The organism is Pantoea sp. RIT-PI-b (assembly GCF_001187905.1).
In the GTDB taxonomy this organism is placed as follows: domain Bacteria; phylum Pseudomonadota; class Gammaproteobacteria; order Enterobacterales; family Enterobacteriaceae; genus Pantoea; species Pantoea nemavictus.
Genome location: NZ_LGIS01000033.1, coordinates 250,375 through 266,321 on the forward strand (window position 1 = coordinate 250,375; position 15,947 = coordinate 266,321).

At 53.7% G+C, this 15,947-nt stretch carries 10 protein-coding genes; 6 read left to right on the forward strand and 4 right to left on the reverse strand.

The genetic code is table 11. From position 1 onward, the window contains the following. The first annotated feature begins 104 nt into the window (after positions 1-104). A complete protein-coding gene (locus AC790_RS22160) occupies positions 105-1,256 on the forward strand; it encodes a M20 family metallopeptidase (protein WP_049853228.1) in 1,152 nt (383 codons plus the stop codon). Next, positions 1,244-2,641 carry a YfcC family protein gene (locus tag AC790_RS22165; RefSeq protein ID WP_049853229.1) on the forward strand — a complete coding sequence of 466 codons (1,398 nt, stop codon included), beginning with the start codon at positions 1,244-1,246 and terminating at the stop codon, positions 2,639-2,641. The genes AC790_RS22160 and AC790_RS22165 overlap by 13 nt, the downstream gene beginning before the upstream one ends. Before the next feature lie 76 nt (positions 2,642-2,717). On the opposite strand, the gene fic is transcribed toward AC790_RS22165, so the two are convergent. Continuing rightward, positions 2,718-3,794, reverse strand: coding sequence for a protein adenylyltransferase Fic (gene fic, locus AC790_RS22170; protein ID WP_049853230.1), 1,077 nt, complete (start codon positions 3,792-3,794; stop codon positions 2,718-2,720). Between the two features lie 319 nt (positions 3,795-4,113). Between fic and pagP the strand changes: the two genes are divergently transcribed. After that, on the forward strand, positions 4,114-4,671 hold the full coding sequence (gene pagP, locus AC790_RS22175; RefSeq protein WP_072093471.1) for a lipid IV(A) palmitoyltransferase PagP: 558 nt from the start codon (positions 4,114-4,116) through the stop codon (positions 4,669-4,671). Further along, positions 4,661-6,178: a carboxylesterase gene (locus AC790_RS22180; RefSeq protein WP_007885881.1), complete on the forward strand. Its 1,518-nt coding sequence runs from the start codon at positions 4,661-4,663 to the stop codon at positions 6,176-6,178. The genes pagP and AC790_RS22180 overlap by 11 nt, the downstream gene beginning before the upstream one ends. Here the strand turns inward: AC790_RS22180 and AC790_RS22185 are convergent. Genes AC790_RS22185 through AC790_RS22195 form a run of 3 tightly spaced genes read right to left on the reverse strand, consistent with a single transcriptional unit; the run spans position 6,165 to position 11,274 of the window. After that, complete coding sequence (locus tag AC790_RS22185) at positions 6,165-7,130, reverse strand: acyltransferase (RefSeq protein WP_049853231.1); 966 nt, start codon at positions 7,128-7,130, stop codon at positions 6,165-6,167. The genes AC790_RS22180 and AC790_RS22185 overlap by 14 nt on opposite strands. Beyond that, the gene (locus AC790_RS22190) at positions 7,127-10,189 is read right to left on the reverse strand and encodes an efflux RND transporter permease subunit (protein WP_049853232.1); all 3,063 of its coding nucleotides are present in this window, start codon (positions 10,187-10,189) and stop codon (positions 7,127-7,129) included. The genes AC790_RS22185 and AC790_RS22190 overlap by 4 nt, the downstream gene beginning before the upstream one ends. After that, the gene (locus tag AC790_RS22195; protein WP_007885888.1) at positions 10,189-11,274 is read right to left on the reverse strand and encodes an efflux RND transporter periplasmic adaptor subunit; all 1,086 of its coding nucleotides are present in this window, start codon (positions 11,272-11,274) and stop codon (positions 10,189-10,191) included. The genes AC790_RS22190 and AC790_RS22195 overlap by 1 nt, the downstream gene beginning before the upstream one ends. A 761-nt stretch (positions 11,275-12,035) precedes the next feature. Here AC790_RS22195 and AC790_RS22200 point away from each other — a divergent pair. Together AC790_RS22200 and AC790_RS22205 are read left to right on the forward strand one after the other, a co-directional pair. Then, a complete protein-coding gene (locus AC790_RS22200; protein WP_007885894.1) occupies positions 12,036-14,723 on the forward strand; it encodes a cation-transporting P-type ATPase in 2,688 nt (895 codons plus the stop codon). Between the two features lie 135 nt (positions 14,724-14,858). Then, positions 14,859-15,875, forward strand: coding sequence for an AI-2E family transporter (locus tag AC790_RS22205; protein ID WP_049853233.1), 1,017 nt, complete (start codon positions 14,859-14,861; stop codon positions 15,873-15,875). Positions 15,876-15,947 lie beyond the last annotated feature (72 nt).

Below are 15,947 nucleotides of genomic sequence, written 5' to 3' on the forward strand. Positions count from 1 at the left end.
AATCTGTTGCTCTCAGGGCAACAATATTAACATTTACTCCTCATTTTTTAACGGCAATGTTTCTGCGCATACTGGCTCGGACACTAAGACAGATGGGTAATAACATGAAAAATATAAAAGATTATTTGCAACAACATGCCGCTGAGATTCTGGGAGACATCAAACGTCTGGTGGCGGCGGAATCGCCTTCGCTCGACAAAGCAGCGGTTGATCGCTGTGGAGACGTGTTGCAAAGCCTGTTCCAGCAGCGTTTAGGCATCAGCGCCAGCGTGTCGCCGCAGCCTGAGTACGGTAATCACCTCAAGTTCACGCTCGGCGAAAACGGGCCACAAACCACCATCATTGGCCATTTCGATACCGTCTGGGATCACGGCGAACTGGCGCTGCGCGAAGAGGATGGCAAGTTGTTCGGGCCAGGCGTGCTGGATATGAAAGCCGGTTTGGTGCAGGCGATTTGGGCGGTGCGAGCGCTTCAGGCGCTGGACCAGCTGGCGGGTAAGCGCATCGTTTTCCTGTGCAACAGCGATGAAGAGTTGGGCAGTCCAAGCTCCAGCGACTGGCTGGCGCAACATGCGCCAGGCGCCGATCAGGTTTTAGTGGTTGAACCGGCGGTGGCGGGCAGCGGTGCGCTGAAGGTCGCGCGTAAAGGCACCGGGCGTTATGACATCACCATCACCGGTCAGGCGGCGCACGCCGGTAACAATCCGGAAGAGGGCGTGAGCGCGATCCAAGAGATGGCGCAACAAATTCTGCGGCTACATGCGTTGAATGCGCCAGAGCGCGGCACCACGGTCAATGTCGGTATCGCCAACGGCGGCGGTCGCATCAATGTGGTCGCTGATAAAGCGGAGTTGGGCATTGATACGCGCGTTGCCTGCGAAGAGGAAGCTGAGCGCATCGATGCAGCCATCAGCCAGCTAACCCCCTTTAGCGCAGGTATTGGTATTAACGTCAGCGGCGGACAGAAACGACCGCCGATGCGCCAGACGCCGGCTTCATTGCTGCTGTTTCAACACGCACAGCAGGTGGCGCAGTCATTAGGCTTTACGCTGGAGGGCAAATCGGTCGGTGGCGGTAGCGACGGCAACTTCACCGCAGCGCTGGGTTTACCGACGCTGGATGGCCTGGGCGCGACCGGCGCAGGCATTCACGCGCGCCACGAACACATCATTATTGCTGATATCGTCCCACGCGCGGCGCTGGTGGCGGGCCTGATCCTCGCAAACGATGGGGAGGAAGCGCCATGTCGCAGCTAAATATTCAGCAGGCCAGCAGCGCGGCACCGGTGCAGGAGAGCGGGCAAAGCCCGTATATGCTGCTGTTCATTATTCTGGTGCTGGCGACGGTTGCCACCTGGCTTATTCCAGCCGGCGTATTCGATTTTGTAACGCGCGACGGCATCAAGTTTGCGGTGAAAGATAGCCTGCATGCGGTGCCGCAAAGCGGGGTTTATCCGCTGGAAATTTTTACCGCCATTGCCAAAGGGATGGTGAAATCTGCGCCGATTATCTTTCTGATCCTGTTCACCGGCGGCGTACTGGCGGTGGTGGAGGAGACGGGGGCGATCGCTACGGCATTAAATTCGCTATCGCGCAGTACGCGCCTGAGTGATACGCGCATGGTGTTAATTTTCGGCACTATCTTCGCCCTGCTCGGCACCACCGGCGTGGTGGTGAATGCGGTGGTGGCGTTTGTGCCGATTGGTCTGCTGGTGGCGCGATCGATGGGATTGCCGCCGATTCTCGGTGCCTCGCTGGTTTATCTTACCTGTGCAGCGGGCTTTAACGTGGCAATCCTCAACCCGGCGACCACCGGCCTGACGCAGCATCTGGCGCAGCTGCCGCTGTTCTCCGGCATGCTGTTGCGCGGCATCACCTGTTTGCTGTTTGTGGTCAGCGCCGTGGCTTATCTGATCTGGTCAATTCGTCGCGCACGTCAGGATGGACATCTGCGTCCACAACAGGCGCAAGGTGCCGGGCAAACGGCGCTGGTTACCGGTCGTCATAAGCTGATTTTGAGTACCGTCGCGCTGTCGCTGATCCTGTTCATCAGCGGCGCGGTGAAGTTTCACTGGGGCACCAGTGAAATGTCGGCGATGTTTATTATGCTCTCCATCGCGGTGGGATTGATGGGACGCATGAGCGGTTCGGACATCGCCAATACGTTCCTCGGCGGCTGTTCCAAGCTGGTGAAGGGCGCGTTTATCGTTGGCATGGCGGCCTCTATTTCGCTGGTGCTGCAACAGGGCAACGTGCTGGATCCCATTGTCGGTTTCCTGTCCGATCTGCTGGCACCGATTCCGCCCACGGCGGCAGCGATTGGCATGTTTATCAGCGCGGCGTTGATGCATTTTGGTATCTCATCCGGTTCCGGCGAATCGGCGTTGTTGATTCCAATTTTCTCCCCGCTCGGCGATAACCTTGGTTTGACGCGTCAGGTAATGGTGCAAACGGTATTGCTGGGTGAAGGAATCGTCAACTGCATGAGCCCAACCTCAGGCGTGCTGATGGCGGTGCTGGCCACGGCCAACGTGTCGTTTGGTAAATGGCTGCGCTTTGTCGCGCCGGTCATTGCCGTGTGGTTTGTTATCTGCGTGGTGATGCTGCTGATTGGTGTGGCGATCAACTGGGGACCGTTCTGATATTAAACCAGGAAGCTCGAAGGGGCTTCCTGGTCACTTCGCATACTCAATATTAAACCCAGCTAATTGATTTGATTTACTGGTTCAACTCCTGTAACAAGCGCGTGTTCATATATAGCCTCTCGCGGCCGTAACTGAGTTCCTCAAGCACGCCGATCTCAACCAATTGCTTAAGATAGATTGATGCCGTCTGACGTTTTGCTACTCCTCGCTCTACCAAGTTTTCAATTCGACAGTAAGGTTGCGCAAATAGCACCTGTAGTAATTCGTGGGTATAAACTTTGGGCAACTTTTCACGTACATACTCGGTAATTTCAGCCATAAGTGCGCGAATCTGAGCTATTTTTTTCGTTGTCCAACGGGCAGTATTCTCGACAGCTTCAAGCATAAATAATATCCAGGATTCCCAATCTTTTTCGACTGTTACTCCACGAAGAAGGGAGTAATAATCATCACGCCTTTCCAGAATGAAACGGGAAAGATAGAGAATAGGCAGTGACAGTAACTCCGTCTGGATAAGATAAAGAATATTCAGGATACGGCCAGTACGGCCGTTACCATCTGGAAATGGATGAATGCATTCAAATTGATAATGTGAAATCGCCATTTTAACCAGCGGATCAATATCATCGTCACCATGTATAAAACGTTCCCAGTTTGCCATTAAGTCGCGAATCGCAGTTTCACCAACAGGTGGCGTGTAGACTACATCGTTGTTCTGGTCGCGCAGTACTGTTCCAGGAGTTTTCCGAATATCTGTCTGCACGGCGCGCAACTTCGTGCAAATCGCTATAGCTGTGTCAGTGCATAAGGGATGTGTTTCCAGATGGGTATAACCATTGTAAAGCGCAGTGCGATAGCGGAGTGCTTCCTTAGTGGCAGGATTGGCGTTTTCTTCGCGATCGGCATACTGGAAAAGTTGATCACTGGTTGTCACGATGTTTTCAATGCGTGAAGAGTCTTTTGCTTCCATTAGCGGAAGTATGTTTATCAGTAAACCTTGATCCGGGATCAACTCGCCGGCAGTTTTCAGCTCTGCTATCGCTGCACGTGCAGTAATGCACGCCTTAAGTACCTTTCGCGTTTCAATGCGCTCGAGATTAGGCGGAAGTAAGGGAAGATCGTTGAAAGGCGTTTCCGGTTTCCAGTTCATATGTTTAAAAAAGCCAATTTTATCGACATATCGCCATAATATGTCGATGGCATCGACATGTCACGATGTCATGTTTATAAAAACGTATTTTATCGACATATAGGCTTAACGTGTCGATGGCGTAAACAAGTTGACGCCATATGTTTATAAAAGTGGATTTTGTCGACATATAGCCACAGCATGTTTCGGTCTGTCAGAGATTTCCTATAGCAATAACAAGCAACTATAATCTAACCGGTTAAGTGGCTTGATCTGCTTCCTGAGCACGTCAGCTTTTCCACACCCTTTTTCTGGCGGTGCATTTCAGAGGCATAAAACTATGCGAGCTCTTCAGACGACCTGGTTTCTCATCCTGATTCTGTTTGTCTTCCCCGCCACGGCGGCCAACTCGCTCAGTGATGGTTGGGACTGGCTTAAGCAGGATGTTTCTCAAACCTGGCAGGAGCCGCAGTATTACGATCTCTATTTGCCCTTCATCAGCTGGCATGCGCGCTTCGCCTACGATAAAGACAAGACGGATAACTACAATGAAACGCCGTGGGGCGGTGGGTTAGGCGTGTCGCGTATTAATGAAGACGGTAACTGGAGCGCACTCTATGCCATGGCGTTTAAAGATTCGCATAACGAATGGCAGCCGATCATCGGTTATGGCTGGGAGAAGGGCTGGTATCTGGATCAACAGCGCGATTTTCGTCTCGGTCTCGGGCTAACCGCCGGTATTACCGCGCGCGACGATTTCGCCAACTATGTGCCGCTGCCGATTGTGCTGCCGCTATTCTCTGCCGGTTACAAGCGTCTGAATGTGCAGTTCACCTATATTCCTGGCACACATAATAACGGCAACGTGCTGTTCGCCTGGGTGCGCTATGCCTTCTGATTTAGCCAACGCGTTGCACAACACTAAAATCAGCAAGTTCCTGAAGCGAATTGCGCTGGCTTTGCTGGCGCTACTGGTCATGTTCCTGCTGATTCGTGGCTATCAATCTGAGCAGGGGCCGCCGTTGCATCGCTGGCATACCTGGTCGGCACATGAAATGTCGACGGATGAGATTGATGGTGCCAGCTTCGCCGATTATCTGGCACGCGAAGATGACATCTTCCACGACATGCAAGCCAACGTGACCGATCAACTCAGCGACGAGGATAAAACAGCACTCAACCGCTTTAACCCACAAAGCCCGGTATATCCGGCGCGATTTGACACCAACTGGAATCGCTCGTTTATCCTCGAACCAGAGGGCGAGGTGAAAGGGGCCGTGGTGCTGCTGCATGGCTTAACCGATTCGCCCTACAGCGTGCGTTATCTGGCGCAGGCGTATCAGCAAAAGGGTTTTGTCGCGGTGGTGCCGCGTCTGCCGGGGCACGGCACGGCGCCAGGTTCGCTGACCAAAGTCGACTGGCAAATGTGGATGGCGGTCACGCGCTTAGCGGTGCGGGAAGCCACGCGTCTGGCAGGAAACAACGTGCCTTTGCATCTGGTCGGCTACTCCAACGGCGGCGCGTTAGCCGTGAAGTACAGCCTCGATAGCCTGCAAAATAACGCGCTGCGCCAGCCGCAACAGCTGGTGTTGCTGTCGCCGATGATTGGCGTCACCGCCTATGCGCGCTTTGCCGGATTAGCGGGCTGGCCAGCGATTATTCCAGGCTTCGCTAAGGCGGCCTGGCTGAATATCGTTCCGGAATATAATCCGTTTAAATACAACTCCTTTCCGGTACGCGCGGCGCGCCAATCGTGGCTGTTAACCCAGGCGATGCAGGATCAGATGCTGCACGTCATCCGCAGTGGAACCCTGCAGGCGTTCCCGCCGGTGCTAACCTTCCAGTCGGTGCTGGACTCCACCGTCAGCACCCGCGCGGTGGTGAACGCTTTTTATCGCTATTTACCGGATAACGGCAGCGAGCTGGTGATATTTGACGTTAACCAGGCGGCAAACTTACGCGCACTCTTCAGGCCCGCACTCTATTCGGCAGTCAGCAATTTGTTACCACCGGCACCGCGCCGCTATGCCTCAACGGTGATCACCAACGCGTCAGCCAGCACTTATGAAACCGTGGCGCGCATAACGCCAGCCGACGAAACTCAGGAGAGGGTGCGTTCGCTGCACGCCGCGTGGCCACAGGATACCTACTCTTTATCGCATATTGCCGTGCCGTTTCCGCTTAGCGACTCGCTGTATGGCCGCCAGCCGACAGAAAAGAATCGTTATGGCATCAGCTTTGGCACCATTTCGCTGCGTGGAGAAACCGCGAGCCTGATCGTCGGTCTGGATACCTTAATGCGCAATACATCCAATCCGTTTTACGATTTTATGATGCTGCAAATAAAGGGTCGCATCGACTGCAGCAGCCAGGCGGATGTTGCGCCATGCCTTAAAGGGTTATGACTTTTTTCAGCCAGCCGCTGGCAAGAATCAGCCGCGACAACAGCACCGAGGCGGCAAAAGTGACCACAATCAGCGTCAGTTTGGTGGCCAAAGAGGTGATGGGAATCAGTGCCGTGACGAGGTGGAAAACCGAGTAGTGCAGAATGTAGACTCCGGTCATGGTTTTGCTGATGGTCGCCAGGATGGCTTCTTTCACTTTCGCATTATGGCGAAAACGTACCCGGCTGGCGGCGATCACCAGCACTACCACCAGCAGATAGATTTGCGATCCGGTCAGGATGAAGGCATTGCGATCGGCTTTGAATAACGCAAAGAAGAAATGCTGCTCATAAAACCAGGTAAACAGGTAGATAAAGGGCAGGGCGATCGCCGCGCCGCGCGCCACCTTTTTGCGCTCCATCCAGTCGGCAATCAGCGGATCGCACAGCAGCTGGCCGGTTAAGTAAAACAGCAGCCAGGTCCAAAGCCGATATTGCGGCTCCAGCCGGAACAGCGCCTCGTCCGGGTGCAGCACCGCCAGCAAATCGTAACCGTAAGAGAACACCAGCAGCACGAAAACCATTGCGCAGAATGCTCGCCGATGCTGACTGAGCCATGTCATTAACGGATGAAAGCTGTAGATGATAATGAACGAGAAGACGAACCACGGTTGAATCAGATAGCCGCGCTGATAGGGTTCCCACAGATAGTAGACCGTCATCCAGAAAAGAAACACGATCACCACATTGCGAATCTTACTCATCTGCCAGCTGAGATCCTGCTCGGAACGGGCATCCATAATCCCGGCGACGACAAAAAACAGCGGCGTAGCAATAGTGGAGATAAAGGTCAGAAACGCCAGAATCCAGTGATAGTCATAATCGTAGCGATCCCAGGTGTTGTAGACGGTGAAAAACGTCACCGCCGCCATACATCCCAGCGTTTTGATAACATTGAGGCCGGTGACATTCATGGCGCGGTCGCGTCCGGTTGACGATGGAAGCAGGCATAAATCACCGGCAGCACCAGCAGCGTCAGCACCGTGGCAAAGCCCAGACCAAACATAATCACCACCGCCATGCTCTGGAAGAACACATCGCGCAGCAGCGGCGCCAGCCCCAGCACGGTGGTGAACGCCGTCAGCAGGATGGGACGCAGACGGGAAGTTGCGGCGTAGAGAATGGCGTCGCTCTGCGGCATCAGCTGTTTCTGCTGCTCAATCTCCTCGACCAGCACAATCCCATTGCGGATCAACATGCCGCTCAGGCTCAGCAGGCCGATAAGCGCCATAAAGCCAAACGGAATGCCGGTAATCAAAAAGCCCGGCGTCACGCCAATCAGCGCCAGCGGTACCGTCAGCCAGATGGCGACGGCATTCTTCAGCGAGCTGAACATCAGCACGGTAATCACGAACATCACCAGATAGCCGAGCGGCAGCGACGTAAACACCCCTTGCTGCGCTTCGCTGGAGCTTTCAGCATCGCCGCCCCACTCAATGCTATAGCCGTGCGGCAGTGGAATTTGTTCAATTTGCGGCCTCACGCGCGCCAGAATATCGCCTGAGGTATCGCTGCTCAGCGGATTGGGATCGGTTTGAACCGTCAGCACCCGGCTGCGATCGCGACGCAGAATCAGCGGATCTTCCCATTGCAGAGAGAAACCATTCACCACGTTGCTGAGCGGAATATATTGCTGCTGGCTCTGACTCCACACCAGCACATTATTAAGATGATTGGCGTCCTGCCGCTCGCTGGCCGGTGGCCGCACCATCACCGGCAGCAGATCGGCGCCTTCACGGTAAAGCCCCACGCGACTGCCCGAGAAATTCATCTCCAGCGCGTTATCAACATCCTGTTTATCCACGCCTAACTCCCGCCCCAGCGCCAGATTATATTGTGGGCGAATCACTTTGCTGCGGTTTTGCCAGTCATTGCGCACGCTGTCGGTGGCCGGGTCGCGGGTGAGAATCTCGCCCACTTCGCTGGCAATCAGGCGCATTCGATCGGGATCGGGACCTTTAATGCGCACTTCAATCGCGCTGCCGCCGGAAGGGCCAAACATCACGCGTTTAGTGCTGGCGTTTACCTGCGGATATTGGCGCGCAATGTCGCTATCAATCCGCCGGGTAAGCGCTGCGATATTGCGCTGATCGTCCATGCGCACCATGATTTGCGCATAGTTGCTGTACTGGCGCTGTCCGTTATAGGTGAGGATAAAGCGCATGCTGCCCTGACCAATGGTGGTCACGGTAGAGAGCACGCCTTGCTGGCCGGTGATCGATTTTTCAATGTCACTGGCCATCTGCTCGGTGGACTTAATATCGGTGCCATACGGCAGCCACAGATCGACGAAGAAAATCGGCGTATTTGCCGAAGGGAAGAAGTTTTGACGAACCGAACCGAAGCCCCAGATAGCCAGCGCCAGCAGGACCGCCATCAGCGAAAGCGTCAGGGTTTTCTGCCTGAGCAATACCTGTAATATCCGCTGATAGCTGCGATAAAAGCCGCCATCATAAGGTGAGGCGGCGGCCTTAGCAGGGGCTGCCGCCTGCGCTTTAAACAGCCACCATTTAATCAGTACCGGCGTAATAGTGAGTGCCGAGAACCAGCTCAGCAGCAGTGAAATCAACAACACCTGGAACAGCGATTTACAGTATTCGCCGGTGGAATCCTGCGACCAGCCGATGGGGGCAAAAGCCAGAATGGCGATGATAGTCGCGCCGAGCAGCGGAAAGGCGGTGCGGCGAATAACGAAATTGATGGTGGTGACGAGCGGCGAGTTTTGCTGGCGCGCAATCAGCACCCCTTCAACAATCACAATGGCATTATCCACCAGCATACTGAGCGCGATAATCAGCGCGCCCAGCGAAATACGCTGCAGTTCAATGCCGCACAGATACATGATCAACAGCGTGCCCAGTACATTCAGCGCCAGCGACAGCGCAATGATAATGCCGCTGCGCACGCCCATAAAGATCAGCAGCACGCCGACCACAATCGCCAGCGCCATCAGGAAATTAGCGATAAAGCCATTGACGGAGTGCGCCACTTCCGCCGCCTGATCGTAGAACACGTTGATCTGAATACCGGCCGGTTTTTCCGCTGACATCTGCTGCAGTTTCGCTTCCAGCGCGCGTCCCACGTCAATCACGTTCACCCCAGGAATGAAGGAGATCCCCATGGTGACCGCCGGGCGTCCGCTGGCATGGTAAATGCTGGAGGGCGATTCGCTCAGCCCACGTGACAGCGTAGCGATGTCGCGCAGGCGGGTAGTGGCGTGATCGCCCGGCGGGCTGACCAGCAAATCACTCAACTCCTCGATGTTTTGAAATTCACCGGTCGGATGCAGGCGGATGGATTCCGTTCCGGCTTTGATCTCTCCGGCGCTTGAAACCACGTTAAGGCGGCTCAGCACGCTGGAGAGTTGCGGCAGAGTAATGCCGCGTGCCGCCATCATCGTCAGCGACACATCAACATTAATTTGCTGGGGGATTACCCCGCCGAGCGCGACTTTTCCCACCCCCGGTACCAGCACCAGTTCACGGCGCAATTGCTCGGCGTACTGCACCAACTCCGGGTTACTGAAGTTGTCGCCGGAGATGGCGAAGAAAAAACCAAACACATCGCCGAAATCGTCATTCACAAACGGCGCAGCGACGCCGGGCGGAAAGGACCGTGCGGCATCACCGACTCTGCGCCGCAGTTCGTCCCAGATTTGCGGCAGTTGGTTGGAGTGGTAGCGCGAGGCAATATTGACGGTAATCTGTGACAAACCGTTGGACGAGATCGAACTGACGTTGTCCAGATACGGCAACTGCTGCAGCGCATTCTCCAGCGGCAACGTCACTTCTTCTTCTACCTGCTGAGCGGAGGCGCCGGGATAGTGCGTCACCACCACGGCGGTTTTGATGGTAAAGGCGGGATCTTCGAGACGACCAATGTTGAGCAGGGCAAAAATGCCGCCGACGCCCAGTAACAGAATGGCCAGCCAGACGCGAACCGGATTATCGATAAACTGCCGGGAGATATCCATTACAGCCCCCGCTCACGCGTCCAGATGCGCACTGGCTGTTGGGCATGCAGCTCATTGACGCCAGCAGCGACCACGCGTTCACCTGCTTGTAGGCCGGCGGTAATCACCACGCCGCGATCGGTCACTTCCCCGACGCTGACTTTACGATCCTCAAGGTGCAGTTGATCGCCGCTGCCTTGCACCACCCAGACGTGCGGCTGATTACGCTGGCTGTTATCGGGATTGAATACCGCTTCCACCGGTACCACCAGCGATTCGCGATGCACATTGGCGGGCAGATTCGCCAGATTAATCGTCACCGTGCCACTGACGCCGCCCACGGCCGGGAAATCCACTGGGCGGGGCATGGTTAAAATCACTTGCCAGGTCAAGGTGTTGCTACTGCTGCTGCCGGTATGTTCTTTGTACTCGGCCTGGAACTCCCGATCGGGCAGGGTGTTGATGCGCACCACCGGACGGTAGGTCATGTTGCGCATATCCAACGCGGTAAACAAATTTTCAGGCACGCTAAACACCACGTCGAGCAGATCGGTGCGGGTTAGCGTCGCAATGGTTTGGCCGGCGGCAACCACCTGATGGTTGCGCACATTGACGTTAGCGGCAGTGCCGCTAAACGGTGCGGTGAGCGTCATTTGGCTTAGCTCTTCACGTGCGATTTGCAGGGCAGCATTCGCCGCATCGCGATTGGCGCGCTGCACATCCATATCCGCCTGCGAAATAGCCTGGCGCCCGGAGAGCGTTTGGAAGCGAGCAAATTGCCGTTGTGCCAGCGTGGCTGCGGTTTGGCGTTCGTTGACGCGCTGCTGCGCTTCACGCGCCGTCAGCCGGGCAATCTGCTGTCCCTGCTCGACGCGCGTGCCCTGACGAATATCCAGCGATTCAATTTGTCCGCCGCGCTTGAATGACAAATCGGTAGAGTCGCCGGATTCAATACGTGCCGGGAAAATGCGTTGTTGAGATTCGCCGGAAGCCACAACGTCAATCACTTTAACCATGCGTGGCGGTGCGGCGACGTCCTGTTTTTTTTGATCGCAAGCGGTTGTTATAAATATAACAATCGCCATCAGCGTAAAATAACGAGTCACTGTTTTATCCTCAGCAACAACGAGTGAATTGTTGACGTTTTATTCGTGGCTTATTTATCTGCCAAGCATAGAAACCACAGCATAGGTGAATAGTCCGACAGCAGAGCAAGTGACAATTGCAAAGACAACATAAAGACTTAAACGCAGCAGGCTATAACCATGCATCGATGCCTCCATTAACCATGACCGTAAGGAAACTGTGCCATCGCTATAAAAGGTGAGAGGTGTTAACAGCGTGATTTTGTTAAAGATGAGCATAGACGCATAAGTCAAAAAAAGTAAAGGCAGATAGATTGTAATATTTTTGTTGATATTGATGGCATTTAACTCCATGAAAATTGATTGTATTGGGTTTGTGTTCCACTTAGTTAGAATAAAGCTCTGTCATCAAATAATCATTATTTGGGGGCTGATTCAGGCATCCTTATGAATTTTATCTTTATTTATAAATTAATCATTTAAACAGCGAGTCGGCGCTCACAGTTGGATGCGCAAGCCCAAAACTTTTATTGCGAAATGAATGCGTTGAATTTCCCTGTGCTACGTTTATAGCGTTCATTTTTCAAAATCTTAAAGTTTTCCGTATAGATAATTCGGCTGCCCGGCTCCAGCTGAGTAGCCATAGATGACATAGAATTCAATCCTAAGCGGACCTCTTCTCAGTCCGAGGAAGTCAGGTCACATTTTTTCGTTCAATGGCGATTTGTTAATCATGGGATATCACCGCCTTGATTTCCGAAACAGGATTTGAGGAGAAAGCGATGAATACTGCTAAACCGGAAAGTACTTATTATCAACTTTCTGTCGATGAAACGCTGGCCAGTACCCAAAGTTCGACCGAGGGAATAAGCAGTGCTGAAGCGGCGACACGCCTAAAACAGTACGGGGAAAATGCCTTGCCGCAGAAACCCGGTAAACCGGCCTGGCTGCGTTTTCTTGCCCACTTCAATGATGTTTTAATCTACGTTTTGCTGGCCGCCGCGGTGCTGACCGCCGTAATGGGACATTGGGTCGATACGCTGGTGATCCTCGGCGTGGCGGTGGTGAATGCGTTAATTGGCCATATTCAGGAGAGCAACGCGGAAAAATCCCTGCAGAGTATTCGTAATATGCTCTCCAGTGAAACCGTGGTGATTCGCGGCGGGAATCATGAAACGCTGCCCACTACGGCATTGGTGCCAGGCGATGTGGTCGTGATTCGCGCAGGCGATCGTATTCCGGCGGATCTGCGCGTGATCGAAGCGCACAACTTGCGGGTTGAAGAAGCGATTCTCACTGGGGAATCGACCGTCGTCGAGAAGGGCACCGATGCGCTGTCCGGCGATCTGCCGCTGGGCGACCGCACCAATCTGCTGTTCTCCGGCACTACCGTCAGCTCCGGCGGCGGTAAAGGGCTGGTGGTGGCCACCGGTGGCGCGACCGAGTTGGGGCACATCAACCAGATGATGTCCGATATTGAAAAGCACCGTACGCCGTTACTGGTGCAAATGGATAAACTCGGTAAAGCCATTTTCCTGATCATTCTGGCGATGATGGCTGCGCTGTTTGTCTTTAGCCTGCTGTTCCGCGATATGCCGGTTTCAGAGCTGATGCTGTCTCTGATCAGCCTCGCCGTGGCATCGGTTCCCGAAGGATTACCGGCGATCATCTCGATCATTCTTTCGCTTGGCGTGCAAACCATGGCGAAGCAGCAGGCGATAATCCGCAAGCTGCCGACCGTGGAAACGCTGGGGGCGATGACGGTGATCTGTTCGGATAAAACCGGCACCCTGACCATGAACGAAATGACGGTGAAAGCCATTATCACCGCCGATCAAATTTATCGCGTTGATGGCGTCAGCTATGAGCCGGTCGGCGCGATTCATAAAGCCGATGATGCGTCGCCGATAACTGTCGCGCCCGGTTCGATACTGGAGCGCTATCTGCGCACCATCGATCTCTGTAATGACAGCCAGCTGATTAAAGATGAGAACGGCCTGTGGAAAATCACCGGTGGCCCGACCGAAGGGGCGCTGAAGGTACTGGCGGCCAAAGGGCATTTACCGACGGTAACCACCGAACTGCGCAGTAAAATTCCGTTTGATTCACAATATAAGTACATGTCGACGCACTATCGCATTGGCGAAGAGGAGTGCGTGCTGCTCACCGGTGCGCCGGACGTACTGTTCCGGCACTGCCAACAGCAGCAAACGGAAAGCGGATTGCAGCCCATCGACCTCGCCTGGTGGGAAGCCAAAATTGAAGAGTATGCGCGTGAGGGATTACGCATGGTGGCAGCGGCGTGGAAACCCGCTACGCCGGGCCAGACTGAATTAACCCATCAGGATTTGAGCCACGGCATGATTCTGCTCGGCATCGCCGGCATGATGGATCCGCCGCGACCCGAAGCGATCACCGCGATTGGTGACTGCCTGCAGGCCGGCATTCGCGTCAAAATGATTACCGGCGACCATCCGCAAACCGCCATGAGCATCGGTCAGATGTTGGGTATCGGCAATGCCGGTAGCGCCATTACCGGGCGCGAACTGGAAGTAATGGATGACCAGCAGCTGAGTGAGGCCGCGCAGGCTTACGACATCTTTGCCCGTACCAGCCCGGAAGATAAGTTCCGCCTGGTGCAGGCGCTGCAGAGCAAAAAAGAGGTAGTGGGGATGACGGGCGACGGCGTTAACGATGCGCCCGCGCTGAAGCAGGCGGATGTCGGTATCGCCATGGGGATAAAAGGCACCGAAGTTACCAAAGAAGCGGCGGATATGGTGCTAACGGACGATAACTTCGCCACCATTGCCAGCGCGGTCAGGGAAGGGCGTCGGGTTTATGACAACCTGAAAAAGACCATTCTGTTTATCATGCCGACCAACCTTGCGCAGGGTTTATTGATCATCATTGCATTGCTGGCGGGGAACCTCATTCCGCTGACGCCGGTGTTAATTCTGTGGATGAACATGGCGACGTCTGCCACGCTCTCCTTCGGTTTGGCGTTTGAGGCGGGTGAGCAAAATATTATGCGTCGTCCACCGCGCGATCCCAAACTGCACGTGATGGATGGTTTTGCCATCTGGCGCGTCATCTTTGTCGGCTCGATGATCGCCATCAGCGCCTTCGTTCTGGAAGCCTGGTTACAACCGCGCGGCTATTCACCGGAATTTATTCGTACCGTATTGTTGCAAACGCTGGTGACGGCGCAGTGGTTCTATATGCTGAACTGCCGTGTTTCAGACGGTTTCTCATTAAGCAAAGGGTTGCTGCTTAATAAAGGTATCTGGATTGTTAGCGCAGTTCTGCTGGTGCTGCAATTGCTGATTATCTATGCGCCCTTTATGCAACTGCTGTTTGGTACCACAGCGCTGCCGTTACGCTACTGGATTATCACCCTGATTATTGGCTTCGTGATGTTCTTAATTGTCGAGATCGAAAAGCCATTAACCCGAAGATTCAGAACCAAATAATCGCGCGTGACATTCAGGCCGGTTTACTACCGGCCTGAATTTATCGGGCAATAATAGACGGTTTGACCTCAAACAAGTCCCAGCGGATAGGTTTTTCTCTATAATACATTTTGTATAGGATGAAGGATCTTTATGATGGGACTGAATGGGTTTCCTTTATGGCCAAGGCTGCTGCGTGTACTGTTAATTCTCGCCACCTTGACCATAATTCTTACCGGCATCTATCTGGCATCGCCGTTAATTAATCAGGTGATGCTCTCTCTGTTCCTGGCAATTATGCTCGATCCGCTGATCGTGCGGCTGGAAAGGAAACGCATTCCACGTCTGCTGTCGTCACTGCTGGTGATCGTGATGTTGTTATTAGTGATTGTCTTCACCATCATTAAACTCACCGTTTTAACCCCCGATTTAATCCAGCTCAGCCGCCAGGCACCGCAGTTACTGGCCGAACGCTTTGAGCCGGTGACGCAAACTTTTGCGCATTTGGGGATTGTTTTAACGCCGAATGACATGCTGACCTTTATTGATGCTGGCGCAGTCGTGCGTTTCGTTACCGGATTTCTCACGCAAATACCCAGCATTCTTTCCTGGTGGCTGATGGTATTTCTGATGCTATTTTTCATGTTGTATGAAATGAGCAACCTGAAAGTACTCTTGCGTAAACAGGCTGAGGGAAAATACCAGGTCTATTATGTGGCGCTTGAAGAAGGTATTCAAAGTGTGATCGTTTATGCTCAGGTAAAAACCCTAACCAGTATCCTCGGTGGCATTATTGTCTGGGGCGGTGCGCATTTGCTTGGGCTTAAATTCGCCTTTTTCTGGGGCGTATTGATGTTTGTATTCAACTATATTCCGGTGCTGGGATCGTTTATGGCGGCCATCCCGCCGGTTCTGCAGAGTTATATGTTATTTGATATGCAAACAGCATTAGTGGTTGCGCTGTTCTTTGTGGCGTTGAATTTGATTCTAAGCTCAGTGATTGAACCGTTGTTATTAGGCAAGCGGCTGAATATGGCGCTGACCACACAACTGCTGGCATTTCTAATCTGGCAGGCGCTGCTCGGTATTATTGGCGCGATCCTGGCGATTCCACTGACCTTTATGTTGAAAAAGATACTGTTGGCCAGTGCTCAACATCAGGATGTTGAGTAGCAGCAGAGCCAGGGGTCGCCATAAATGGCGTAATGCCGATCAGTTAAGCGCTGAGCGACTTTCGTTCGCCAT

Coding starts and splice junctions, on each gene's coding strand:
- pagP (WP_072093471.1), top strand. CDS start 4,114: ATGCGAGCTCTTCAGACGACCTGGTTTCTCATCCTGATTCTGTTTGTC.
- AC790_RS22205 (WP_049853233.1), top strand. CDS start 14,859: ATGGGACTGAATGGGTTTCCTTTATGGCCAAGGCTGCTGCGTGTACTG.
- AC790_RS22185 (WP_049853231.1), bottom strand. CDS start 7,130: ATGAATGTCACCGGCCTCAATGTTATCAAAACGCTGGGATGTATGGCG.
- AC790_RS22160 (WP_049853228.1), top strand. CDS start 105: ATGAAAAATATAAAAGATTATTTGCAACAACATGCCGCTGAGATTCTG.
- fic (WP_049853230.1), bottom strand. CDS start 3,794: ATGAACTGGAAACCGGAAACGCCTTTCAACGATCTTCCCTTACTTCCG.
- AC790_RS22190 (WP_049853232.1), bottom strand. CDS start 10,189: ATGGATATCTCCCGGCAGTTTATCGATAATCCGGTTCGCGTCTGGCTG.
- AC790_RS22165 (WP_049853229.1), top strand. CDS start 1,244: ATGTCGCAGCTAAATATTCAGCAGGCCAGCAGCGCGGCACCGGTGCAG.
- AC790_RS22200 (WP_007885894.1), top strand. CDS start 12,036: ATGAATACTGCTAAACCGGAAAGTACTTATTATCAACTTTCTGTCGAT.
- AC790_RS22180 (WP_007885881.1), top strand. CDS start 4,661: ATGCCTTCTGATTTAGCCAACGCGTTGCACAACACTAAAATCAGCAAG.